General features: G+C 67.7%; 20 protein-coding genes and 1 tRNA gene. 10 read left to right on the top strand and 11 right to left on the bottom strand.

The genetic code is table 11. The features are described from left to right. Positions 1–130: 130 nt before the first annotated feature. On the top strand, positions 131–664 hold the full coding sequence (locus tag OID54_RS19465) for an Lrp/AsnC family transcriptional regulator (RefSeq protein WP_383532014.1): 534 nt from the start codon (positions 131–133) through the stop codon (positions 662–664). Between the two features lie 148 nt (positions 665–812). On the opposite strand, the gene OID54_RS19460 is transcribed toward OID54_RS19465, so the two are convergent. Together OID54_RS19460 and OID54_RS19455 are read right to left on the bottom strand one after the other, a co-directional pair. Next, the gene (locus tag OID54_RS19460; RefSeq protein WP_329021305.1) at positions 813–1,418 is read right to left on the bottom strand and encodes a TetR/AcrR family transcriptional regulator; all 606 of its coding nucleotides are present in this window, start codon (positions 1,416–1,418) and stop codon (positions 813–815) included. Next, positions 1,415–3,205 carry a 3-hydroxyacyl-CoA dehydrogenase gene (locus OID54_RS19455; protein ID WP_329021304.1) on the bottom strand — a complete coding sequence of 597 codons (1,791 nt, stop codon included), beginning with the start codon at positions 3,203–3,205 and terminating at the stop codon, positions 1,415–1,417. Before OID54_RS19455 ends, OID54_RS19460 begins: the two co-directional genes overlap by 4 nt. 123 nt (positions 3,206–3,328) lie before the next feature. Between OID54_RS19455 and paaN the strand changes: the two genes are divergently transcribed. Then, entirely contained in the window at positions 3,329–5,005 is a 1,677-nt protein-coding gene (gene paaN, locus OID54_RS19450; RefSeq protein WP_329021303.1) for a phenylacetic acid degradation protein PaaN, read from the top strand. A 166-nt stretch (positions 5,006–5,171) separates the two neighbouring features. Here paaN and OID54_RS19445 read toward each other — a convergent pair whose 3' ends face one another. The 3 genes from OID54_RS19445 to OID54_RS19435 are packed head-to-tail and all read right to left on the bottom strand — an operon-like array spanning position 5,172 to position 7,900. After that, a complete protein-coding gene (locus tag OID54_RS19445) occupies positions 5,172–5,957 on the bottom strand; it encodes a TrmH family RNA methyltransferase (RefSeq protein WP_329021301.1) in 786 nt (261 codons plus the stop codon). Between the two features lie 9 nt (positions 5,958–5,966). Further along, positions 5,967–7,223 (bottom strand): HTTM domain-containing protein, encoded by a 1,257-nt coding sequence (locus tag OID54_RS19440; RefSeq protein WP_329021300.1) that lies wholly within the window; start codon positions 7,221–7,223, stop codon positions 5,967–5,969. Then, positions 7,220–7,900 carry a DUF5819 family protein gene (locus tag OID54_RS19435; protein ID WP_329021298.1) on the bottom strand — a complete coding sequence of 227 codons (681 nt, stop codon included), beginning with the start codon at positions 7,898–7,900 and terminating at the stop codon, positions 7,220–7,222. Before OID54_RS19435 ends, OID54_RS19440 begins: the two co-directional genes overlap by 4 nt. Before the next feature lie 760 nt (positions 7,901–8,660). Between OID54_RS19435 and paaA the strand changes: the two genes are divergently transcribed. The 5 genes from paaA to OID54_RS19410 are packed head-to-tail and all read left to right on the top strand — an operon-like array spanning position 8,661 to position 12,243. Continuing rightward, entirely contained in the window at positions 8,661–9,698 is a 1,038-nt protein-coding gene (gene paaA / locus OID54_RS19430; RefSeq protein WP_329021297.1) for a 1,2-phenylacetyl-CoA epoxidase subunit PaaA, read from the top strand. Next, entirely contained in the window at positions 9,695–9,985 is a 291-nt protein-coding gene (gene paaB / locus OID54_RS19425) for a 1,2-phenylacetyl-CoA epoxidase subunit PaaB (RefSeq protein WP_329021296.1), read from the top strand. The genes paaA and paaB overlap by 4 nt, the downstream gene beginning before the upstream one ends. Then, positions 9,982–10,698: a 1,2-phenylacetyl-CoA epoxidase subunit PaaC gene (gene paaC, locus OID54_RS19420; protein ID WP_329021294.1), complete on the top strand. Its 717-nt coding sequence runs from the start codon at positions 9,982–9,984 to the stop codon at positions 10,696–10,698. The genes paaB and paaC overlap by 4 nt, the downstream gene beginning before the upstream one ends. Beyond that, entirely contained in the window at positions 10,692–11,186 is a 495-nt protein-coding gene (gene paaD, locus OID54_RS19415; RefSeq protein WP_329021293.1) for a 1,2-phenylacetyl-CoA epoxidase subunit PaaD, read from the top strand. Before paaC ends, paaD begins: the two co-directional genes overlap by 7 nt. 1 nt (position 11,187) lies before the next feature. Next, positions 11,188–12,243, top strand: coding sequence for a 2Fe-2S iron-sulfur cluster-binding protein (locus tag OID54_RS19410; protein ID WP_329021292.1), 1,056 nt, complete (start codon positions 11,188–11,190; stop codon positions 12,241–12,243). Positions 12,244–12,389: 146 nt separating this feature from the next. Here the strand turns inward: OID54_RS19410 and OID54_RS19405 are convergent, their stop codons facing one another. The 6 genes from OID54_RS19405 to OID54_RS19380 all read right to left on the bottom strand — a co-directional run bounded on the left by OID54_RS19405 (position 12,390) and on the right by OID54_RS19380 (position 19,022). After that, complete coding sequence (locus OID54_RS19405; RefSeq protein WP_329021291.1) at positions 12,390–12,734, bottom strand: rhodanese-like domain-containing protein; 345 nt, start codon at positions 12,732–12,734, stop codon at positions 12,390–12,392. Positions 12,735–12,815: 81 nt separating this feature from the next. After that, entirely contained in the window at positions 12,816–13,649 is an 834-nt protein-coding gene (locus OID54_RS19400; RefSeq protein ID WP_443055630.1) for a J domain-containing protein, read from the bottom strand. A gap of 384 nt (positions 13,650–14,033) precedes the next feature. After that, a complete protein-coding gene (locus OID54_RS19395) occupies positions 14,034–15,560 on the bottom strand; it encodes a DUF2252 domain-containing protein (RefSeq protein ID WP_329021289.1) in 1,527 nt (508 codons plus the stop codon). 437 nt (positions 15,561–15,997) lie between these two features. After that, positions 15,998–16,663 carry a response regulator transcription factor gene (locus OID54_RS19390; RefSeq protein WP_329021288.1) on the bottom strand — a complete coding sequence of 222 codons (666 nt, stop codon included), beginning with the start codon at positions 16,661–16,663 and terminating at the stop codon, positions 15,998–16,000. A gap of 240 nt (positions 16,664–16,903) precedes the next feature. After that, entirely contained in the window at positions 16,904–18,649 is a 1,746-nt protein-coding gene (locus OID54_RS19385) for a sensor histidine kinase (protein ID WP_329021286.1), read from the bottom strand. Positions 18,650–18,935: 286 nt separating this feature from the next. Further along, a tRNA-Leu gene (locus OID54_RS19380) sits at positions 18,936–19,022 on the bottom strand. A gap of 1,129 nt (positions 19,023–20,151) precedes the next feature. Between OID54_RS19380 and OID54_RS19375 the strand changes: the two genes are divergently transcribed. From OID54_RS19375 to OID54_RS19365, 3 genes are all read left to right on the top strand, one after another. Beyond that, positions 20,152–20,988 (top strand): DUF3662 and FHA domain-containing protein, encoded by an 837-nt coding sequence (locus tag OID54_RS19375; RefSeq protein ID WP_329021285.1) that lies wholly within the window; start codon positions 20,152–20,154, stop codon positions 20,986–20,988. A 10-nt stretch (positions 20,989–20,998) separates the two neighbouring features. Further along, on the top strand, positions 20,999–21,511 hold the full coding sequence (locus tag OID54_RS19370) for an FHA domain-containing protein FhaB/FipA (RefSeq protein ID WP_329021284.1): 513 nt from the start codon (positions 20,999–21,001) through the stop codon (positions 21,509–21,511). A 136-nt stretch (positions 21,512–21,647) separates the two neighbouring features. After that, complete coding sequence (locus tag OID54_RS19365; protein WP_329021283.1) at positions 21,648–23,180, top strand: PP2C family protein-serine/threonine phosphatase; 1,533 nt, start codon at positions 21,648–21,650, stop codon at positions 23,178–23,180. Positions 23,181–23,190 lie beyond the last annotated feature (10 nt).

Raw genomic sequence — 23,190 nt, 5'->3', positions numbered from 1 at the left:
TGGCGCGCCTCACCTACCGATTGTTCGGTCGTTGGCGCAATTTGGCTACAGGCACCTTCAGCCTGTGGACAAACGGTTCTCCACAACCTGTGATGGAAACCGGTCGTCCATGCTGGGGAGGCGGGGGGATATGGCAGCTGAACAAATGGCTGAAGGCGGGGACCACGGCGGACGGGTCCCTCCGTCTCGCGCGCTGGACCCCATCGACCGCGACATCCTGCGCATCCTTCAAACCGACGGCCGTGCCTCAATTCGTTCGGTCGCCGAACGCGTCCACGTCTCCCGCGCCAATGCGTACGCACGGATCAACAGGCTCATCCACGACGGCGTGATCCGCGGCTTCAGCGCCCGGGTCGATCATGAACGGGCGGGGCAGGGAGCATCCGCGTACATCACGCTCAAGATCGTCCAGAATTCGTGGCGTACGGTCCGCGAACAGTTGGAGGCCCTACCGGGCGCGGCGCACATCGCCCTGGTCAGCGGCGACTTCGATGTACTGCTCCTCGTACACGCCCCGGACAACCGCACCCTGCGCGAGCTGGTGCTCACCCGTCTCCAGGCCATCCCCGAGGTCCTGTCCACGCGTACCCTGCTGGTCTTCGAGGAGACGGACCTGCACCCGATGACGCCCACCCTCTCCACATCCGGCGAGGAGCCCGTCTGAGACCTCTCAGGGCAAGCGGGAGCGCTTTCAAGAGAGCCCTCGCACCTGCGGTCCGGCCCTGGACGACGCAGCAGCCAGCAGCGGACACTCCGCTGACCTGCGGAAAGTCATCTATGGAAAGCCATTCGCGCCCGGGCGCCACATCGGATCAGGCGTGGCCGGCGGTCCCGTCCGTACGCAGCCCGTCGAAGGCCAGCCGTACGACCGTCTCGGCGAGCTGGACATCATGACCGCCGCCCGGGTGGGGTCGATACCACTCCACCAGGGAGTTCACCATCCCGAAGAGCAGCCTGGTCGCCAGCCGCATGTCCACGTCCCCCCGCAGATCGCCCTCGGCTGCCGCCGCCTTCAGTAGATCGGCGACCCGCTGGTCGAACTCCCGGCGCCGTTCCAGGGCCCACCGCTCGGTCTTGGTGTTGCCCCGCACCCTCAGGAGCAGCGTCACATAGGGCAACTCCGCCATCAGCACCTCCACGGTACGGCGGGTCACGTACTCGACCCGCTCGATGGCCCGCCCCCGCTGGGCGCCCGGCTCCTCCAGCACGGCGAACAACGAGTCGAGCGCCCGGCTGACCGCCCTGCGCAACAACTCCTCCTTGCCCGACACATGGTGGTAGATGGAGGACTTGGAGATCCCGGCCGCCTGGGAGAGGTGCTCCATGGACGTGCCGTCGTAGCCGCGGTCGTTGAATATCCGTACGGCGACGGTCAGCAATGTCTCCGGGGTGTACGTGTCGCGCTTGGCCGTGGTCATCCGTTCGCTCCTCTGTTCCCGCTGCGCCCGGGACCTGTGTGGCCCGCTTCGTCCCCCCACCGGCCACCGGTCGTCGGGCCGCCCTCCGCATGCCTGCCGGCACCGGTGTGAAGGTGCTGGAAGAGTGCGAGACCCGGCCCGTAACGACCGCTGGGGATCCGGGTGTGCACATTCTGCAACAGGGTGTGCACCCAGTCCGGCGGGAGCCTTCGGTGCCAAGCGAGCGGGCCGAGTGGATAGTTGGCGCCGAGTTTCATCGCCGTGTCGACGGCGTCCTCGGTGGCGACCCCCTTGGTCACGGCGTCGGCGGCGAAATCGATCAGCATCGCCACCGTGCGGGCCACGATCATCCCAGGTGCGTCACCGATGACGCTGACCTGCTTCCCAAGGGCCTGGAAGAGGCCGATCGCCTCACGGAGGGTGCGTTCGGAGGTACGGGGAGAGGGTGCGAGCGCGACACGGGTGGCCGCGCGGTAGTCGAGGGCGAGGTCGAAGTGGACCAGATCGTCGAACTCTCCGGACATGGATCCATCGGTGAGCGCCAGTCGGCCCCCGCCGGGAAGCACCAGTTGGCTCCGTACGCTCTCGTCCTGCCGACGCAAGGGGACGTCCGACTCGGCGATCAGTTCCAGCAGTGCGGCAGCCGCACCCAGTCCGCCTTCGGCTATGACGTACGCGGGCGGCTGCGCGGACGCTGCCACCTGCGGCTCGGGGCTGGGCGCACCCTCCGTGTGGTCGTACCAACCACGGCCGGTCTTGCGCCCCAGCAGGCCGGCGTCCACCAACCGTCGTTGACTCAGCGAGGGCGTGAACTTCGGGCTCTGGAAGTTCGCTTCCCACACGGAACGGGTGACTGCCGCATTCACATCCTGACCGATCAGGTCCGTCAGCTCGAAGGGACCCATCCGGAATCCGCCCGACTCCCGCAGCACGGCATCGATGGTGGCGGGGTCCGCGATCCGGTCCTCATGGAGGGCGAACCCCTCCGCATAGAACGGCCGCGCCACCCGATTGACGATGAAGCCTGGTAGATCGGCGCAGCTCACAGGGTTTTTTCCCCAGGCTGCGACGGTTGCCAGGGCATCGGCGGCCGATTGCTGTGCCGTGGCGAAGCCGCTGACCACCTCGACCAGCGGAAGCAGCGGTGCCGGATTGAAGAAGTGGAGGCCCACGAAGCGGCCGGGGAGACGAAGAGCACCGGCGATGGCCGTCACGGAGAGGGAGGAGGTGTTCGTGGCGAGCAGACAGTCGTCCGCGACCACGTCCTCCAATGATCGGAACAACTCCTGCTTGACGGTGAGATCCTCGACGACCGCCTCGATGACCAGCCCCGCGCCGGCGAGTTCGGACGGTTCCGACGCCGCGGTGAGCCGGGGCAGGGCGGCATCCCGTTCGGAAGGGGCCATTCGCCCCTTGGCCACCAGCCGGTCGATTCGGGCGCCGATCGCGGTGGCGGCTTCGGCCGCTCGTCCCGGCGCGGTGTCGTAGAGGTGTACGGGATGACCTGCGGCAAGGGCGATCTGAGCGATTCCCTGTCCCATGGTCCCCGTACCCACGACGGCGACGGGGCGGGCGGGGTCCAGTGGGACGCCCACCGGGGCGCGGCCATCGCGCGAGGCGGTCGGGCGCGCAGCAGCCGGTTCCGAGCCCGCCGGGGGCAGGACCGTCTGTAGTGGGTCGGCGTTCGGCGTGCTCGGGGTCGTTCGGCCGAGATCGCCGGGCAGGGTGCGCCCCTCCGTAGGGACGGCACGTGCCGAAGGAGTTGCGCTCTGCTCGTCGGCAGTCATGGGAGTGATCCTCCCGGATGAGTTATCCACAGGTTTGACAGGCCCCCTTGTACCGACCGATCGTTCGGTTACTCTAACTCTGTCCTTCCGTTCCTGCCCAGCTCGACGAGGAGTTGGTCCGTCATGCAGCTGACCGAGACCCGGCTGACCGAGAGCCACCGGGCCACGCTCGACCAGGCCCTCGAAGCCATCCGCACCCGTGCCTATTGGTCCCCTCATCCGGAACACCCCAAGGCATACGGCGAGAGCGCGCCCGCCGATGGGATCGCGGCCTTCGAAGCGCTCCGCCACACCCGATTCGACCTGGACCAGCCGGGCACCGACGGCTGGACCGGCGCCGAGACCTCCCCCTATGGACCCGAGCTGGCCATCGAGTATCCCCATCCCGACATCGAGGTGCTCCTTCCTGCAATGCGCGCGGCGATGCCAGCCTGGCGGGCTGCCGGGCCCGAGATCCGGGCTCTGCTTTGTCTGGAGGTCCTGGCCCGCATCAGCGCCCGTACGCACGAGTTCGCCCACGCCGTGATGCACACGAGCGGCCAGGCGTTCATGATGGCGTTCCAGGCGGGCGGTCCCCATGCACAGGACCGTGGTCTGGAGGCGGTTGCGTATGCCTATGCGGAGCAGACCCGGACTCCAGCCGCGGCTGACTGGTCAAAGCCCCAGGGCAAGCGGGACCCCCTGAAGCTGGGCAAGACGTTCACCACGGCGGGTCGGGGCATCGCCCTGTTGGTCGGCTGCAACACCTTCCCCACGTGGAACGGCTATCCCGGGCTGTTTGCCTCGCTGGCCACCGGCAATCCCGTGCTGGTCAAACCACACCCCCGGGCGGTGCTGCCGCTCGCCCTCACCGTGCGCGTGGCTCGTGAGGTGCTCGCCGAGGCCGGGTTCGATCCGAATCTGGTCTGCCTCGCCGTGGAGCGACCCGGTGAGGGCATCGCCAAGACCCTGGCCACCCGCCCCGAGATCAAGATCATTGACTACACGGGGTCCAGTGCCTTCGGTGACTGGTTGGAGGCCAACGCCCGTCAGGCCCAGGTGTACACGGAGAAGGCGGGGGTCAACACCGTCCTCATCGACTCCACCGACGACTACAAGGGCATGTTGTCCAACCTGGCCTTCTCCCTGTCGCTCTACAGCGGCCAGATGTGCACCACCCCGCAGAATCTCCTCATCCCCCGAGAGGGGATCTCCACGGACGTCGGTCCCAAGTCCTACGACGACGTCGTCAGCGATCTCGCTGCCTCGGTGAGTGGCCTGCTCGGTGATGACGCCCGAGCGAACGCCCTGCTCGGTGCGTTGGTCAACGAGGACGTACGAGGGCGTCTGGAGGGCGCCGCCAAGCTGGGGGAAGTGGCGCTGGGCTCCCGGGCGATCGTGAATCCGGAGTTTCCCGAAGCGGTCGTGCGGACGCCCGCGATCGTGAAGCTCGACGGGGGCAAGCCCGAGACCGAATCCGTCTATCTCTCGGAGTGCTTCGGTCCGGTGTCATTCGCGGTGGCGATGGACTCGACCGCGGACGCGGTCGAACTGCTGCGGCGCACCATTCGCGACCAAGGCGCCATGACGGTGGGCGCCTACACCACCTCGCCGGAGGTGGAACGGGCGATCGAGGACGTCTGCCTGGAGGAGTCGGCGCAGCTTTCGCTGAATCTGACGGGCGGGGTGTATGTGAACCAGACCGCTGCGTTCTCGGATTTCCATGGATCGGGAGGCAACCCAGCGGCGAACGCCGCCCTGTGCGACGGGGCGTTCGTCTCGAATCGATTCCGCGTGGTGGAGGTCCGGCGGCAAGCCTGAGCATCGTGCGGGGCGGTCACCACTGCCCCGCACGACCTCTTGCGCCGGACTGCGCTCCCCCGTCGCCCAGCCCCTCCGCGAGCAGCCGGCCCCGTCTCACCGGCGCCATGGGTCGCCGCCGTGGGCACATCGGGGCCTCGGGGGCCTCACGGTCCCGGTACCTCGCTCAGTGGCCCGCTTCGGCGTCCGAAGTGGTCTGGAGTGCGGGGCCACCCCAGTGGAAGAGGGTCATGGCGACGCTGGTCGCGAGGTTGTAGCTGGACACCTGGGGCCGCATCGGCAGAGCGAGCAGTTCGGTGGCCTGGTCGCGGAGTTCGGGCGAGATGCCATGGCGTTCTGACCCGAAGGCAATCAGGGCGTCATCGGGAAGGGACACCGACCGGATGTCCTTTCCCTCCGGGTCGAGTACGTAGAGCGGACCAGGTGGAAGCCCGTCGGCGGGAAGGTGTTCGACGGCAGTGGCGTAGTGCAACCCGGCTCCGGCTCGGACGGCATTCGGGTGCCAGGGGTCCATGTCGCCGGTGGTGACGACCCCCGTGACGCCGAAGCCGGCGGCGAGTCGTACCACCGCGCCGACGTTCCCCAGATTGCGCGGATTGTCGAGGACGACCACGGGCGATGTCCGCGGAAGCCGCTCCAGGGCGCTCACGTTCATCGCACGGCTGGGCCGGGTCGCGAGCGCAGCGACCCGAGTGGGATGCACGCGTGGGAGGAGTTCCCGCAGGGTGGCGGCTGGGACTTCCCGTACCAAGTCCTGCACCCGTTCCCTGACGTCACCGGCCAGGTCCTCCGCGAGAGCGAGGACCGCGCCCTTGTCGCTGGAAAGGGCCATCTGCACCTCGGCACCGAAGCGCAGAGCGTGCTTCAGGGCGTGGAACCCATCGAGCAGCACTGCGTCCGGCAGGGTCTCCTGCCAGCGCCGTACCGCTTCGATGGTGTCGTCGTCGCTCATCCGCCCAGGTTACGGGGGTTGGGGCGATCGCTCAGGCGCCGCCTTGGCCATGACCTCGTGCCCCGCGGGGGGCGCCCCCTGCGGGCTGGGATGCTCCTGCCCCTCCCTGTGGTCGGGCACCCGGCCCTTCCCGAAGCGGGAGCTCACTCGGGACCGACCTCGGGCCGCCCTGGCCCCGAGCCACACCAGGAAGGCGGTGGGAAGGAACACCGCATCAGCGGCGATCATCGCGAGCGAGAAGAAGGGCAGCCCGAGCAGCACGGCGATGGCGGCGTGTTCCAGCATCATCACCGCGAGGAGCACGTTCTTCACCCGCCGGTTGAAGAGGGTGAAGGGAAAGGCGACCTGCACGATGACGGTGCCGTAGGTGAGCACCAGCACCATCACGCCCCCGGATGCCAGCAGATCGGAGAGGGCGGGCCAAGGCGTGAAGTAGTCGAGTTGGAGCGGGTAGTACAGCGCGGTGCCGTCCTGCCAGCGGGACCCCTGGACCTTGTACCAACCGGCGGTGGCGTAGATCAGGCACACCTCCGCCATGACGACGAGCAGCGCGGCGTTGTGGCAGAGGTTGGCGATGGCGTCCAGCAGGAGGCGCGGCTGACCGTTCGGGGCGTACCGCCCGAGCAGCCACCACACGCCCTGTACCGCCCACAGGGCCCACAGGAGCAGAAGGACGTGCCAGCCGGTCTGGTTGAGGAAGGTCCCGATGAGGAGGAAGGTGCCGAGGATCATCCACAGGGCGGGGCCGACGTCGTCGGAGGAGTGCTTGCCGGGCGGTGCCTCAGCCGTGCGGGCAGCGCGCCGGGCGTCCAAGGACCAGACCTGCCCACAGCGGGTGAAGACGAGGTAGATGGCCACGAGATGGATGACGTTGTCGCCGCCGTCGCCGATGAAGATCGAGCGGTTCTGCAGGGACAGCACGCCCACCATGAACACCGCGGACATGGTGCGGGTGCGCCAACCGACCATGAGCAGGGCGCTGGAGAGCACCGACATCACATAGACGGTCTCGAACCACAGTCCGCCGTCCGACCACATGAGGGTGGTGAAGGCGTCGTTGCCGGAAATGAGCTGGCGCCCCATCTCCCAACTCCAGGGCGCGTCCGGGCCGTACATCGCCTGGCGGTTGGGAAACTCGCGCAGGAGGAACAGCAACCAGGTGGCGGCGAACCCGATCCGGACGATGGCCGTCTGGTAGGGCCCTATCGCCTTAGAGGTCACCGTCTGCACGGCGTCGGCGATCCGGCTGCGGGAAGGGTAGGTCATCGGACCGCCTCCGTACGTTCGACGCTCTTCTCGCCGTCATCGCCCGGACGGTCATCGGCGGAGATCGTCCACCACGGCAGTTCTCGATGGGACGGCCGGGTGTCGGTCTGCTCGTCGCTCCATTTCGGCGCTTCGACCAGGACGGTCGTCGCACGGAAGCGGACGCGCTCGACCACTCCGCGGAGGTCGTGTGCTTCGAGGCGCACCAGGGCGATGCGTTTCAGATAGCTCTCGGAGAGCCGACCACGAAGCCCGTTGGGACGGTTCTGGTCATCGTGGGAGTTGGAGTAGAGGTCCCAGGCCCGCCGCAGCTTGTTCTGCTGGACATGGCTGGGCAGCAGATTTCCGCGTATCGACGCGCTGTCCTCGGCGGTGAGATCGATCCACTCGGTGACGATCCGTCCGCCGTCCGCCCTTCGTACTTCCGCCTTCACCTGTACGGAGACGTTCTGTTGGAGCGGGTTGGGAGCGAAGAGTTTCCAGTTCTGCTCGAATTCGGGGTAGATCCAGGCGTCGACGGCCTTGCCGTACTCCTTGGTCACCGTGTTCGAGGGTGCGACATGCAGAAAAACCATGGCCACGTGCGTGGAGGCGAGCAGGGCGATCAGCGCGAGAGCAGCACCGAGGACGGCCTGGTAGGGGCGGGAGAGGGCCGCCAGGCCACTGGTGCCGTCCATCGGCGGCTCAACGGCACCGGTTGTGCCGGGGGGAGGTATGGGGCTCTCAGGTACTGCGGAGCCTGGTGGAGGCGGACGGGTCGCCTCCAGTGACGGGACGGGTGCCTGCGCCTGCTGGGATGGGATTGCACTCCATGCCCCGACAGAGGGCGGCAGGGGGCGAGGAGCGCCGGGCGCCTCCCGCCAGGAGCCATCATCGATAGGGGCTGAGCGCTGCGGAGTGGTGGCGCCGCCGCTGAGGGACTCGGGCACAGCAGCCCCGCCCGAGGGGGCCCGTACGGTGTCGAGGTGGGCCGTGGAGCTGTCGGCCAGGTGGAGATCCGCCGCCGGTATCTGGGCCCCGGACTCGCCAGCGGACGGATCGGCAGGGAGCGGATCGGCAGAGACACCGCCCGGTCCGGCGCTGTCCGGGGGATCCACACCATCCGCGGCGCTCTCTTCCGGGGCGGCGGGGCTCCCCGGCTCCGACTCGGTGTTCACAGGGGGCTGGGGCTCCACAGGGCTCCCATGGGAGTCCAGGCGTCCATTCAGCGGGCGTTTGTGCTGCTCAGCAGGGCTCGAAGGGGGCCCGTCCACCCGATCGGCCGAATCTCGGGGCCGTTGGCCGTCGGCGCCCTTGGTGCCACCGCTGTCGTACGAGTGCATCCCGCCCCGATCCCGCGTCGCCCCACCCTCGGTCATCCACAGGGTTGACACCCTAAGGGGCAGCGACTCACCATTGAAGTCAATGAACCGAACGATCGGTCGGTAGGGGGTTCGGATGACCGCAGTGACGATGGATGCGGCAGACGGCTATGAGGCGGTTTTCGACCAAGCCGTCGCTGCCGACGAGCGCATCGAGCCACGCGACTGGATGCCGGACGCCTATCGGGCGACCTTGATCCGTCAGATGGCGCAGCACGCGCACTCCGAGATCATCGGCATGCAACCCGAGGCGAACTGGATCACGCGGGCGCCCTCCCTCCGCCGTAAGGCGATCCTGATAGCGAAGGTCCAGGACGAGGCAGGACACGGGCTGTACCTCTACAGCGCCGCGGAAACGCTGGGGGTCAGCCGCGACGAACTGCTGGACAAGCTCCACGCCGGCCGTCAGCGATACTCGTCCATCTTCAACTACCCCACGCTGACCTGGGCCGATGTCGGAGCGATCGGCTGGTTGGTGGACGGCGCGGCCATCACCAACCAGGTGCCGCTGTGCCGCTGTTCGTACGGCCCTTACGCCCGTGCGATGGTCCGCATCTGCAAGGAGGAGTCCTTCCACCAGCGCCAGGGCTACGAGTTGCTTCTCACGCTCTCCCGAGGGACTCCGGCACAGCACGAGATGGCGCAGGACGCGGTGAACCGCTGGTGGTGGCCCTCCCTCATGATGTTCGGCCCGCCGGACGACGAGTCCGCCCACTCGGCACAATCCATGGCGTGGAAGATCAAGCGCCACTCCAATGACGAGTTGCGCCAGCGCTTCGTGGACATAGCCGCCCCCCAGGCAGAGGCGCTCGGGCTCCGACTGCCCGACCCCGATCTGCGGTGGAACGAGCAGCGGGGACACCATGACTTCGGCCCGATCGACTGGGCGGAGTTCCAGGCCGTCCTCCGGGGAAACGGACCGTGCAACGAACAGCGCCTCGCACAGCGGCGCACGGCGCATGAGCAGGGCGCATGGGTCCGTGAGGCCGCTGCGGCCTACGCGGACAAGCACTCGCCCCGCGGTAGGGACTCCGTGCGCAGGCCCCAACCGCCGCAGATGCCTCAACCACAACAGGGCCAGGCAGACCGGCCCGTACAGGAGGCGACCCCATGAGCGGCTCGACCGAGTGGCCGATGTGGGAAGTCTTCGTCCGCCCCCGCCGCGGACTGTCCCACACCCACGCCGGCAGTCTCCACGCTCCCGATGCGGAGATGGCCCTGCGCAATGCCCGTGACCTTTACACCCGGCGTGGCGAGGGCGTCTCCCTCTGGGTGGTTCCCTCCGCCTCGATCACGGCCTCGTCCCCGGACGAGAAGGACCCGTTCTTCGAGCCCGCCGCCGACAAGGCGTACCGACACCCGACCTTCTACGAGATCCCGGACGGGGTGAAGCACCTGTGACCACCACGGTGAACGCCGCGGCACTCGCCCTCGGCGACGACGCGCTGGTGCTCTCCCAGCGGCTGGGGGAGTGGGCGGGTCACGCTCCGGTTCTCGAAGAGGACGTGGCACTGGCCAACATCGCACTCGACCTCCTGGGCCAGGCCAGGGTGTTGCTCTCTCTCGTGGGGGACGAGGACGAGTTGGCCTATCTGCGTGAGGAGCGCGACTTCCGCAATCTTCAACTCGTCGAGCAGCCGAACGGCGACTTCGCCGACACCATCGCCCGTCAGCTCTACTTCTCCGTCTGGCAGCACCAGTTGTACCGGCAGCTCGTCTCCGTGGAGGGAGAGTTGGGCGGCCTCGCCGCGAAAGCCGTCAAGGAGGTGGCGTACCACCAGGACCACGCCGAGCAGTGGACCCTGCGCCTCGGAGACGGCACGGCACACAGCCATGAGCGGATGCAGCAGGCGTGCACGGCGCTGTGGCGCTTCACCGGTGAGATGTTCGAGCCCCTTGAGGGGCTGGCCGTCGACTGGGACGCCCTGGAGACGGCTTGGCTGGGGTCGGTGTCGGCCACCCTGGAGCGGGCGACCCTCACCGTGCCGTCGGGCCCGCGGTCGGGGGGCTGGGCGGCAGGGGCAGGCCGTCAGGGTCTGCACACCGAGCCGTTCGGACGGATGATCGCGGAGATGCAGCATCTCCACCGAAGTCACCCGGGGGCGTCATGGTGACCGACACCCGGCTGGAGGCAGAGCTCCGCAGTCTGGCGGGCTCGGTACCGGATCCCGAGCTTCCGGTGGTGACACTGGGCGAGCTGGGAGTGGTGCGCACAGTACAGCTCACCGGCCCCGGCAAGGTCATGGTGGAGCTGACGCCCACCTACACGGGCTGCCCGGCGATCGAGGCGATGACGGCGGACATCGAGCGGGTCCTCCATGAGCACGGGATGGCGGAGGTCTCCGTGGTTCGGGTCCTCTCCCCCGCTTGGTCCACCGACGACATCAGTGCCGAAGGACGACGAAAGCTCGCCAAGTTCGGGATAGCGCCACCGCGGCCCCACGCCTTGGACGAGCCCGTTCCGCTCGTTCTCTCCGTGCGCTGTCCCCACTGTGGATCGGCCGACACCGAACTGCTCAGCAGGTTCTCCTCCACCGCCTGCAAGGCTCTGCGGCGCTGTGTCTCCTGCCGTGAACCCTTCGACCACTTCAAGGAGTTGTGAGATGTTCCATGCGCTCCGTGTCAGTGCGGTCGAGCAACTCACGGATGACTCGGCGGCCGTGACCTTCGCAGTGCCCCCGGAGCTGTCCGAGACCTTTCGCCACACCCCCGGGCAGCATGTGGCACTACGTCGTGTGGTCGACGGCGAAGAGATACGCCGCACCTACTCGATCTGTTCCCCAGCATCGACAGCAACTGCCGCACCGTGCCTGCGGGTGGGTATCCGCATGGTGGAAGGCGGGGAGTTCTCCACGTACGCACTGAAGGAACTGGCGGTCGGGGACACCGTCGAGGTGATGCCCCCGATGGGTCGCTTCCGTCTCACCCCGCGTCGTGGTCACTTCGCGGCGGTGGTCGGTGGCAGTGGAATCACGCCGGTGCTGTCGATGGCGGCAACGCTGTTGGATCGCGAACCCGAAGCCAGGTTCTGTCTGATCCGCAGCGACCGCACGGTGGGGTCGACGATGTTCCTCGACGAGGTCGCAGACCTCAAGGACCGTTTTCCCCAGCGCTTTCAGCTGGTCACCACGCTCTCCCGGGAGGAGCAGCAGTCGGGCTTGCCATCGGGGCGCCTTGATGAGGCACGACTCGCCGCGCTACTGCCCGCCCTGCTTCCGGTGGCCGACGTGGAGGGTTGGTTCCTCTGCGGACCCTTCGGGCTGGTCATGGGCGCCGAGCGAGCGCTACGCGGACTCGGAGTCGAGCGAGCCCGTATCCACCAGGAGATCTTCCATGTGGACGATGGTTCTTCGCCCGCTCGTACACCGGTAGCGACGCCCACTCATGCCTCCCTCACGGCGACCCTCGACGGTCGGTCGGGCACCTGGCCCGTGCGCGAAGGGGACTCGCTGCTGGAGACCGTCCTGCGCAGCCGCTCCGATGCGCCCTATGCCTGCAAGGGCGGAGTCTGCGGCACGTGCAGGGCATTCCTCGTCTCGGGCGAGGTCCAGATGGACCGCAACTTCGCCCTGGAGCCGGAGGAGACCGAGGCGGGCTATGTGCTGGCGTGCCAATCCCACCCGGCAACACCAGAGGTGGTGTTGGACTTCGATCGCTGACGTCCGGGGGACCCCTCGTAGTACTGAAACGCCTCAGGCTTGATCTGCTGACCCCGTCGTCCAAGCCAGTGCCTGCGGCACACGGCCCATGTGCTCGGACCTCTTGGGGCGCACCTCCGGAACCACCGCCACCGTCGTTCCGCAGCTCACAAGACGTGGGCCTCGGTCCCGTTGTCCGTGACCATCGGGCGGCCCGCGCCGTCCCAGGCGAGCATGCCGCCCTCGATGTTCACCGCATCGATCCCCTGCTGCACTAGGTACTGGGTGACCTGTGCGGAACGGCCTCCCACCCGACACATCACAAAGGCCCGGCGCCCGTCCGCAACGGCCTCGGTCACCTCACCGAAACGCGCCACGAAGTCGCTCATCGGCACATGCAGGGCTCCGTCGACATGTCCGGCAGCCCACTCCTCGGCTTCCCGGACATCCAGCACCAGCCCGTCGGACGGCACCGCCGCGACATCCACCGAGGGCAGCGGAGCGAAATTCATGGTCAAGCCTTCTCTCGTCGAAACGCAGCGAAATGAGAACACCACGCAAGGTGCCGAACGGACCGGCCACCTCTGGGAAAACTACTCCACCAGCCGCGACAGTTCCTTCTCCCGTTCAGCGACCTGTGCGAGGAGTTGCTCAGCGATCTCTTCCAGCAGTCGGTCCGGGTCATCGGGAGCCAGACGCAGCATTCCGCCGATCGCGCTCTCCTCCAACTCCTTGGCGACAGCGGTGAGCAATTCCTTGCGCTGCGACAGCCATTCCAGCCGGGCGTACAGTTCCTCGGCCTCGCTCTGCCGCTCCTCGACGGGGGCAGGACCTGCGTCCCACTCCTCGGAAAGCGTCCGCAGCGCCTCGGCATCGCCCAGCGCATAGGCGGCGTTCACCCGGGTGATGAATTCCTCCCGGCGCCCGCGCTCGGGCTCGTCCTGCGCAAGATCAGGGTGCGCCCTGCGTGCCAGCTCGCGGTAGAGCTTGCGGGCCTCCTCGCTGGGCCGTACCCGCTTGGGCGACCGCACAGGCTGGTCGTTGAGCATCGCCGCAGCCTCGGGGGGAATGCCCTCGGAGTCCATCCACCCGTGGAAGAGCTCGTCCACACCAGGCATCGGCATCACCCTGGCTCGGGCTTCCTGAGCCTTGCGTTGATCATCCGGGTCACCCGTGCGGGCAGCCTGAGCCTCGGCGATCAAGGCATCCAGCTCGTCCAGCCTGGTGTACATGGGGCCCAGCTTCTGATGATGCAGTCGAGAGAAGTTCTCGATCTCCACCCGGAACGTCTCCAACGCGATCTCAAATTCGATCAGCGCCTGTTCGGCAGCGCGCACCGCCTTCTCCAGCCGGTCTTCCGGCCGTGGTCGCGTGTCCTGCACTTCGTCATTCCGGGACGTCTGCCCCCCGGAGGCACCCTGGGTCACCCGCCCAGACTAGGGCCTCCCTTTCCGATCTTGCAGCGCTGCCCTTCTCACCCTCCGTCGAAAGACGCTCGGAACACCCCGATCCCCTTGCCGAGGGGGGACGAGAATTCCTCGGAACCGCTCCTCGCCGCCGCAGACCACCCAGTGCACTGGTGGCCGGCCACCTGTCGGGAGCCGGGTTCTCGCCCTGCCCCTGCTGCTGCCTCCACCCCGAGGCGCTCAACCATGGGCCCCAGCCTCAACACAGCGAACGTCGCGGGCAAGCCCATAGCCCCACGGGCTTGCCCCGACCACACCCTCAGCGCCGACTCCTCAGGACGCTCCCATGTGCCGGCTTCCCCACCGCGCCGATCCCTGGAGTCGCCCGGCCAGGTGCCGGCTTACTCACACACCCAACTCGGCGGCTATTCGTCCGCCCTTGATCGCCGTCAGCAGGTCCGCGTGATCCTCTTCCGTACGGTCCGCGTAGACCACCGCGAACCGAGCCAGCGCCTCGTCCAGTTCCTCGCTCTTCCCGCAGTAGCTGGCGATCAGCCGTGGGTCCGCGCTGTGGGCATGCGCGCGGGCCAGCAGGGCACCCGTCATCCGTCCGTAGTCATCGAGCTGAGCGGGGGTGAGCGCGGCGGGATCCACACTGCCCTTGCGGTTTCTGAACTGCCGCACCTGGAAGGGCCGCCCGTCGACCGTCGTCCAACCGAGCAGGATGTCGCTGACCACCTGCATGCGCTTCTGCCCACACACCACCCTGCGACCTTCATGGTCCACTTCAGGCGTCTGGAACCCGGAGGCGGCGAGGTGGGGGAGCAATGCCGAAGGCCGCGCTTCCTTCACCTGCAACACCAACGGATCACCGAGGTGGTCCAGGAGCAGGACCACATAGGACCGCGTACCAACACTGCCCGTGCCGACCACCCGGAACGCGACATCGTGGATCTCATAGCGGGCGAGGAGGGGAAGCCGATCCTCCGCGACCGTGGTCAGATACTGCTCCAGAGAGGACGCCACAGCCGCCGCCTCCGCGTCCGAAACCCTTCGCAGGACCGGTATCGCATCGACGAACCTTCTGGCCTCACCCGCGCGGTCGGTGACCACTTCCGTCGCCTTGGCTGCGAACCGTGCGCTCGTGTTGTTGCGCGCCTTCTCCGAGACTCGCTCCAACGTACCGAGCAGATCACGCGCATCGGTGTGGGAGACCAGTTCCTCATCGGCAATCGCGTTCCAGGCTTCCATCGCGGGAAGCTTCGCCAGCAGCCGCATGGTCCGTCGATAGGCACCCATGGCATCGAAGGCGGCATCACGGCAGACGCCCTCATTGGCCCCCGCGACCCGTCCGGCAAGAACGAGAGAGGCAGCGAGCCTCTTCACATCCCATTCCCAAGGGCCGACGACGGTCTCGTCGAAGTCGTTCAGATCCATGACCAGGCGCCCGCGAACATCCCCGTACAGACCGAAGTTCGCAGCATGGGCGTCGCCACAGAGCTGGGCGGATATACCGGTCATGGGCGTGCCCACGAGGTCATGGGCCATCAGACCGGCGGCCCCACGGAGAAAGGCGAAGGGGGAGGCAGCCATCCTCCCCACTCGTATCGGTGTCAGCTCGGGGACCCGCCCCTGGCTGGACTCCTCCACGGCCTTCACCGCATCAGGACGCCCCACGGCGAGCACCAGGGAATCATGTGACGCCCGAGGCACACGACTCCGCAGCCCCTTGCCCTCCTGCTTGGGCGATGGCCGAGCCTCCACTCCGGCCCCGTCGGTGGACGGCTCGCTACCGGTGCGCCACGAAAAGCCCGGGACCAGCGGAATGCGCCCATCTCCCACCACGGCAACACCCTGAGCATCGCCTTCCGCGACCCTCGCACCCTCGGTGGAGCCTGTCCGCTTCCCAGGAACGCCCTTGCCGTCGCCCATATCGTGCGATCCCCCCTATGTCGTCACACTGCCAACATCAATCGAGCTGACCGTACCCCCGGCGCCCGGGGACCGTCTCCCCCTGTGGATAACCATTGACAGGTCCCCTTCACCACGGTGATCAGCCGGCCAGAAGTCCATGTTCTCCACCCTCGATCCGTCAGCGTCGCTCTACGCCTCACATCCCGAGTGCCGATCCCACTGCCTTGGAGCGGCCAACAAACGTTTCACGTGAAACAGCCAGCATCCGCCCCAGAGAACCCAACGCGTCCCGAACCCAGTCAAACCCCGGATGAGGTTCTCCACCAGCCGTCCGTCCACAGCCGACCCACGGTGACACCGACCGGCTCCTGACGGTCGATCGAAGACCATGCAGCTCAGCTGGCCCCGCCAGAACCCCGCCCCGGGCGATGCGTGCCGACGGAACCGATCAGCGATCAGTCACCCAGTCCGGCGTCGCGCGCCAGCAAAGCGGCCTGCACCCGGTTGTCACAGTCCAGCTTCGCCAGAATCCGACTCACATAGGTCTTCACCGTGGCCTCACTCATATGGAGGCGCCTTCCCGCATCCGCATTGGAGAGTCCTTCTCCCAGCAACGCGAGGACATCCCGCTCCCGAACGCTGAGCCCGGCCACCCTCAACCGAGCCTGTTCACCGCGAGCCGCGGCCCGACCGGTGGCGAGTTGGTCCACCACATGCCGGGTTGCGCCAGGAGAGAGATACGCATCTCCCGCTACGGCCGCCCGGACGGCTCCGATCAGTTCGGCAGGCGCGGTGTCCTTCAGGAGGAAGCCCGCGCCGCCTGACTCCAGGGCCCGCAGTACGTTGTCCCGCTCGCCGAAGGTCGTCAGGATGATGACCCGGGTATCGGGAACCGCTCGCCGCAACTCGCCCATCGCCGTGAGCCCGTCCATGACCGGCATCTGGATGTCGAGCAGCACCACATCGGCGCTGTGCAGTCGGGCGAGGTCCACCGCCTCCCGCCCGTTCGACGCCTCGGCAACGACTTCGATCTCGCGGTCGGAGGTGAGGATCATTCGAATTCCGGCCCGGATGAGCGGCTCATCGTCAGCGATGACCACCCGGATCGGCGCCCCCGTCATATCCAACCCCGTACTCTCCGCCGGAACGCAGCAGCGCCGACCTTCTCCACGGATCCCCAGGGCATCGGCCAAGGGCACCCCTGCCGGCTGCTCCCAGGATCGCGGCAGGACCAACCGGGCCCCACGGTATGCCCCGGTCCCACCGGGCCCGCCCCGTGGGCCACCCCTCAGATCGACATCGTCAGCGATCGAGGAGGGTGATCCGCCACTTCCCACGCCACGACCCGAGCGGGTGCCCCACTAGCGTCCGACCTCGTACCCCTTCTTCTCCACGAGCTTGCCGTCCTTGAAGCAGAAGCGGAACACGGGCTCGGAATCGATGTTGTTGCCCACCTCGGACGACATCAGCACCAGACAGTCGGAGCCTTCCGGAGGCTTGGGTCCCTTGCCGTCCAGCCCCAAGGTCGCGATGGTGTCGCCACTCGGCAGCTGCTTCCGTACCGAGTCCTCGTCGTCCCCGACCCGGACCTGCTCGTACTGCTCGGGGTCGATCATTCCCTCGGTCACCGTGCTCAACAGGAAGAAGACCCCCACCACGGCCACGACCACCAGGACCAGAAGGGCTGCCAGGGATATCCCGCAGCCCAGCCCGATCCCCCCGGCGCGCCCCCTACCCACTCTGCCGTCCAGTTTGCTCATCATCGGCGCCATTCCCCCGGCGCTCCAGTCCTGGACCGGAACACCGTCCACGCCTACGGCCTTCGGCGCCTGCTGGTGGAAGTCGTCCTCCACCGCGACCAACGGTGTCGCCTCCACCACTCCGTACGGCAGGACACCTGCCACCCGGAACCCTCCGTCGTCGAGGGCGCCGGCGTGCACCATCCCCCCGACCAGCCGGGCCCGCTCGCGCAGACCGGTCAGCCCCTGCCCACCGCTGACCACCTCGTCGGGCTCCTGCGGTGCGGCGGCGCTGACAATCTCCACGACCAAAGAATCTGGCTCGTATCGCAGTTCCACGGCGATCGGCGCACCGGGGGCGTGCTTGTAGGCGTTCGTGAGCGCTTCCTGAACGATCCGATACGCCGCGTGATCTGCCGCGGCGGCGAGCGGGCGAAGCTCCCCCTTGGTCCGCAGCTTCACCGTGTTGCCCGCTGCCCGGGCCGCTTCCACCAGGCTTTCGATCCCCGCCGTGCCCCGTACGGCCCGCCCTGATTCATCCACGGGTTCGGTGGGAGCGTGCACCCCGTCCTGCAGGATTCCGACGACCTCCCGCAGTTCGTGCATGGCGGCCACCGAGGCCGTCCGCAGCACTCCGACCCCCTCACGCTGTCGCTCGGTGAGCTCCGGGTCCACCTCCAGCGCGCCCGCATGCACCGAGATCAACGCCAGTTGGTGCCCCAGGCTGTCGTGCATGTCCTGGGCGATCCGCTGGCGTTCCAGAAGCCGGGCCTGCCCCGCCACCATCTGGCGCTCCCAGAGCAGTTGCGCATTGCGTTCCTGTAGGGCGTGCAGCAGAGTCCGCCGCTGGCTCCAGTAGCGGCTGGCGAGGGCCGGTACGACCGCGGTGGCCAGGAAGTAGAGCGTAGTCAGCAGCGCCAGGGTCAGCGGCATCTTCTCCGACCAGGCGCCCAGGAGTGAGGAGCCGACGAACAGGACGTAGGCGATCGTGAAGGCCACCAGTGCCCGTCCCGCGCCCACGATCCGGCGCCCGGCCGACCAGGCGACCACTGTCAGGAGCAGCGCGAAGCCGGCCGCCAGGCCGCCCACGGCAGCCGTGATGATCAGCACGAGGGTGGGCAGCCGGCGGCGCAGCAGGCTGAGCGCAGCTGCCCCGACCGCGGTGAGCGCGAGCAGCAGCCCGTCGGTCTGGACCAGGTCCTCGATCCCGGCGGCCACGAGCGAGAGCACCACCGCGAGCACCACTTCGCCGGCGGTGCGTCGCCGGGTCACCGACGGTGCGCCTGTGGGCGGAGCGTGTAGATCGGGCCCGATGAGCCAGATCCAACCAGCCCTCAGGGTGGCCAGAACCTTTCCAAAGACAATCACCTCCGCACCATAGACAAGGGCCCGGATCGCCCTCGGCCGACTTTCGTCCCCTCCCCCATAGACGAACGTCGCGCTGCCGAGCCCTGATCATCGACGTGGATGTGTGCGGTCGGTGGAGCGGTCTTGGATCACGTGCCCCCACCGCGCTTCAGCCGCCTCGCCGCATGACGTGGCGCTGTTGTCAGCTGTTCATCCCGCCAGGTTGCCCCCGTACAATGGCGGCATACGAGAAACGGGCCTCCACCGCGACTTTCGTCACTGTGGAGACCCGTTTCATCGAATCTCATGGTGCGCGAGGGGGGAGTTGAACCCCCACGCCCTTTCGGGCACTGGAACCTGAATCCAGCGCGTCTGCCTATTCCGCCACCCGCGCATTGGGTGTTTGCCACTCGGATCTTCACCGGCCTGGTGTGTCCCCTGGCGACATGCAGAAGATTAGCACGGTGCACAGGGTGGATTCGAATCCGATTGTTTGACCTCCGGCATGGGCGAACAGGCGGTGGCGGAGTAGGCCAGCACCGGGCACCACCAGCGGTCGGGACGGTGCAGGCGCTGAGCAGAGCGCAAGGAAGTGAGGGCCTCGCACCCGCTCGCAGCCACTCGTGCACAAGACGAAAACGGCTCCTGGCGCAGGGCCCGCAGCTGGCGTGCACCGACGCCTGCGCGCAGCGGCGGACCCTGGTTGGAAGACTGATTCAGGAGAAGAGCGCCGTCGGCGCCAGCCCGAACCAAAAGCCGGAGACCGGGAGAGCCGGGGGAGCCAAGAGCCGGGAGCCGGGGGAGCCGGGGGAGCCGGAAACCGGGGGAGCCAAGAGCCGGGAGCAAAGCATGTGCGCAGCGGACCCGGGCGGTCCCCCGGAGCGGGAGAGCGCTCGGCGATCTTCGGCACCGAGCGCGCCGCATCGAGTGCGCTGCCCGGGGCACCTGGCAGGGCGACCGATTCGTCACGGTCCCCACAACCGGGGCACAACCGTGGCACGAACGGGAAACAAGGCGCGGGGGCGAACAGGTCCCCGACCACGGAACCCGTCCCCCAGAACGAGCTGGGCCCAGAGACCGGAGAGGTGAGAGAGGTGATCCCGCGGGCCGGACGGAGTGCGGGCGAGCGGTGCATCCGTGGCCCGACAACTACTGCCGGCAGCGGGCACCGAAAAGGCGCCGACTTCGACCGACACCCGCCCAGCAGGCTCTGACCAGCCTCTGAGCGGGCATACCGACGAAGGGGAACCGGGCGGGATCAGCGGCAGAGCAGTGGATGCATCGAGTACCGGACAACGGAGAGACTATGGAAGACGGCAAGCGACACCGACGCCGCGGAAGGTCGGGCACCCGCTCCTCCTCGGCGTACCCCGGGTGCGGGACACTGTCATAGAGCCGCCTCTACGATCCGTGTGAGAGGTGACACTCATCGACGGTGCAGACAAGGGGAACCAGCCGATTTCCCGACGCGTGGATACGATCAGTAAGCAGTATCAGGACGGCAGCAATGGAGGAGGTGCCCGATGGGAGTCCTGAAGCGTTTTGAGCAGCGGCTCGAAGGCATGGTCAACGGCACCTTCGCCAAGGTGTTCAAGTCCGAGGTCCAGCCCGTCGAGATCGCCGGTGCCCTCCAGCGCGAGTGCGACAACAACGCGACGATCTGGAACCGCGAGCGAACAGTCGTCCCCAATGACTTCATCGTCGAGCTGAGCACACCCGACTTCGAGCGGCTGAGTCCTTACTCGGGCCAGTTGGGCGACGAGCTCGCCGGACTCGTCCGCGACTACGCCAAGCAGCAGCGGTACACCTTCATGGGCCCCATCAAGGTCCATCTGGAGAAGGCCGACGATCTCGACACCGGCCTCTACCGGGTGCGCAGCCGCACCCTCGCGTCGAGCACCTCACAGACTCCCGGTGGGCCCGACACCGACGCTGGCGGCTATCCGCCCCGCGCGGTCGGCGGCGCCCCTGCCGGAGCACCGCCCATGCCGGACGCCCCGCCTCCGGGCGGCCGTCCAGGTCCCACGCCGATCGGGGACCGCCGCCCGGCGAGCAACCCCGGACCGCTGCCCGGGGGGCAGGTGCGGCGCTGGATCGAGATCAACGGCACCCGCCATCAGATTTCCCGCTCGACGCTGGTCCTCGGTCGCAGCACCGACGCCGATGTGCGCATCGACGACCCCGGCGTATCGCGTCGCCACTGTGAGATCCGGACCGGAACGCCCTCGACGATCCAGGATCTCGGGTCCACCAACGGCATCGTGGTAGACGGACAGCACACCACCCGCGCTACGCTCCGCGACGGCTCGCGGATCGTCGTGGGCAGCACCACCATCGTTTACCGGCAAGCCGAAGGGTGAAGCGGGGGCAATGTCAGAGCTGACCCTTACGGTCATGCGGCTAGGTTTTCTGGCCGTTCTGTGGCTTTTTGTGATCGTGGCCGTTCAGGTCATTCGTAGCGATCTGTTCGGTACGCGGGTCACGCAGCGCGGTTCACGCCGCAATGCCGACGCGCGACCGCAACAGGCGCGTCAAACCGCCGCGCCACCGCAGCAGCGGCAACAACCGAGTGGACGTCAGCGCCGCGGGGCACCGACCAAGCTGGTGGTGTCCGAAGGCACCCTCACCGGTACTACGGTGGCGCTACAGGGCCAGACCATCTCCCTGGGTCGGGCCCACGACTCAACAATCGTGCTGGACGACGACTACGCGTCCAGCCGGCATGCCAGGATCTACCCGGACCGTGACGGCCAGTGGATCGTCGAGGATCTCGGGTCCACCAACGGCACCTATCTCGACCGGACCCGGCTCACCACTCCGACGCCGATTCCGCTGGGCGCGCCGATCCGCATCGGCAAGACCGTCATCGAGCTGCGGAAGTAGTAGGACATATGACAGCGCGCGAGCGGAGCGAGCGAGCCGCCGCGGTCCCGAAAGCGGACCTGGATCGGCTCCCGACCGGAGGGTGGGCAGTGTGGCGCGAGACCGGCTGTACCCCGAGCCGACGGGCGAGGTGCGCATGAGTCTGTCTCTGCGCTTCGCCGCCGGATCGCACAAGGGCATGATCCGCGAGGGCAACGAGGACTCCGGCTATGCCGGGCCCCGGCTGCTGGCGATCGCCGACGGCATGGGCGGTCAGGCGGCGGGTGAAGTCGCCTCGTCGGAGGTGATCTCCACGCTGGTGACGCTCGACGACGACGTGCCCGGCTCCGATCTGCTGACGTCACTGGGGATGGCCGTACAGCGGGCCAATGACCAGCTGCGCCAGATGGTCGAGGAGGACCCCCAGCTCGAAGGCATGGGCACCACGCTCACCGCCTTGCTCTGGACGGGCCAGCGGCTCGGCCTGGTCCACGTCGGTGACTCGCGCGCCTATCTGCTGCGCGACGGTCTGCTGACGCAGATCACCCAGGACCACACCTGGGTGCAGCGGCTCGTCGACGAGGGCCGGATCACCGAGGAGGAGGCCACCACCCATCCGCAGCGTTCGCTGCTGATGCGTGCGCTCGGCAGCGGTGACCACGTCGAACCCGATCTGTCGATCCGTGAGGTCCGTGCGGGCGACCGCTATCTGATCTGCTCCGACGGCCTGTCAGGCGTGGTCTCCCACCAGACGATGGAAGAGACCCTCGCCAGCTACCAGGGCCCGCAGGAGACCATCCAGAACCTGATCCAGCTGGCCCTGCGGGGCGGCGGACCGGACAACATCACCTGCATCGTCGCCGATGTCCTCGACACCGACTCCAATGACACCCTGGCCGGTCAGCTCAGTGACACGCCGGTCGTCGTCGGTGCGGTCGCGGAGGTTCAGCACCAGCTGAACGACGGTGGAGCGATGCAGACCCCGGCGGGGCGCGCGGCAGGGCTTGGACGTCCCGTCCCACCGCAGAGCGGGGGATTCGGCCCGCCCGGCAGTGGTGACGACCCGGGATACGGCGGAATGCCTCCGGGTGGCTCGTACGACGCTTACAACGACGACGACTTCAACAAGCCCAACCGTGGGCGTTCCTGGTTGAAGAGATCGTTCTTCATCGGGCTCGCGCTCGCGGTGGTCGGCGGCGGTCTGTACGGCGGTTACCGCTGGACGCAGACGCAGTACTACGTCGGCACCGAGGGCGAGAATGTCGCCCTCTACCAGGGCATCAGCCAGGATCTGGCCTGGGTCTCGCTCTCCAAGGTGAAGAAGAACCACCCCGAGATCGAACTCAAGTACCTCCCGCCCTACCAGCGCAAGCAGGTCGAGGCCACGATCACCCAGAAGAGTCTCGGCAAGGCACGCTCCAAGATCAGTGAACTCGCCGCGCAAGCCTCCGCCTGCAAGAAGGAGGAGCAGCGTCGCGATGCGGCCGATCGTGTGAGTGCGGCGCCGCCCGGTGAGGGCGAGGCGGGCGGCACGACCGGAGTGCCCGCCACCCAGGCCAAGCAGAACACCGAGCAGAACGTCGACCAGACGAACGTCAGCACGCCGTCCACGGCCTCTCCGTCTCCTGCGCCGGGCCCCACCCTGTCGGAGGACGAGCAGAAGCTGGCCTCGAACTGCGGGAAGCAGTAATTCAGCCGTA

This window comes from Streptomyces sp. NBC_00690 (assembly GCF_036226685.1).
In the GTDB taxonomy this organism is placed as follows: Bacteria; Actinomycetota; Actinomycetes; order Streptomycetales; family Streptomycetaceae; genus Streptomyces.
This window is presented reverse-complemented; position numbering and strand designations above follow the sequence as displayed.

Excerpts from the sequence above, each read along its gene's own strand:
- OID54_RS19465 (WP_383532014.1), top strand. The coding sequence starts at position 131 with ATGGCAGCTGAACAAATGGCTGAAGGCGGGGACCACGGCGGACGGGTC.
- OID54_RS19460 (WP_329021305.1), bottom strand. The coding sequence starts at position 1,418 with ATGACCACGGCCAAGCGCGACACGTACACCCCGGAGACATTGCTGACC.
- OID54_RS19455 (WP_329021304.1), bottom strand. The coding sequence starts at position 3,205 with ATGACTGCCGACGAGCAGAGCGCAACTCCTTCGGCACGTGCCGTCCCT.
- paaN (WP_329021303.1), top strand. The coding sequence starts at position 3,329 with ATGCAGCTGACCGAGACCCGGCTGACCGAGAGCCACCGGGCCACGCTC.
- OID54_RS19445 (WP_329021301.1), bottom strand. The coding sequence starts at position 5,957 with ATGAGCGACGACGACACCATCGAAGCGGTACGGCGCTGGCAGGAGACC.
- OID54_RS19440 (WP_329021300.1), bottom strand. The coding sequence starts at position 7,223 with ATGACCTACCCTTCCCGCAGCCGGATCGCCGACGCCGTGCAGACGGTG.
- OID54_RS19435 (WP_329021298.1), bottom strand. The coding sequence starts at position 7,900 with ATGGACGGCACCAGTGGCCTGGCGGCCCTCTCCCGCCCCTACCAGGCC.
- paaA (WP_329021297.1), top strand. The coding sequence starts at position 8,661 with ATGACCGCAGTGACGATGGATGCGGCAGACGGCTATGAGGCGGTTTTC.
- paaB (WP_329021296.1), top strand. The coding sequence starts at position 9,695 with ATGAGCGGCTCGACCGAGTGGCCGATGTGGGAAGTCTTCGTCCGCCCC.
- paaD (WP_329021293.1), top strand. The coding sequence starts at position 10,692 with ATGGTGACCGACACCCGGCTGGAGGCAGAGCTCCGCAGTCTGGCGGGC.
- OID54_RS19410 (WP_329021292.1), top strand. The coding sequence starts at position 11,188 with ATGTTCCATGCGCTCCGTGTCAGTGCGGTCGAGCAACTCACGGATGAC.
- OID54_RS19405 (WP_329021291.1), bottom strand. The coding sequence starts at position 12,734 with ATGAATTTCGCTCCGCTGCCCTCGGTGGATGTCGCGGCGGTGCCGTCC.
- OID54_RS19395 (WP_329021289.1), bottom strand. The coding sequence starts at position 15,560 with ATGGGCGACGGCAAGGGCGTTCCTGGGAAGCGGACAGGCTCCACCGAG.
- OID54_RS19390 (WP_329021288.1), bottom strand. The coding sequence starts at position 16,663 with ATGACGGGGGCGCCGATCCGGGTGGTCATCGCTGACGATGAGCCGCTC.
- OID54_RS19375 (WP_329021285.1), top strand. The coding sequence starts at position 20,152 with ATGGGAGTCCTGAAGCGTTTTGAGCAGCGGCTCGAAGGCATGGTCAAC.
- OID54_RS19370 (WP_329021284.1), top strand. The coding sequence starts at position 20,999 with ATGTCAGAGCTGACCCTTACGGTCATGCGGCTAGGTTTTCTGGCCGTT.
- OID54_RS19365 (WP_329021283.1), top strand. The coding sequence starts at position 21,648 with ATGAGTCTGTCTCTGCGCTTCGCCGCCGGATCGCACAAGGGCATGATC.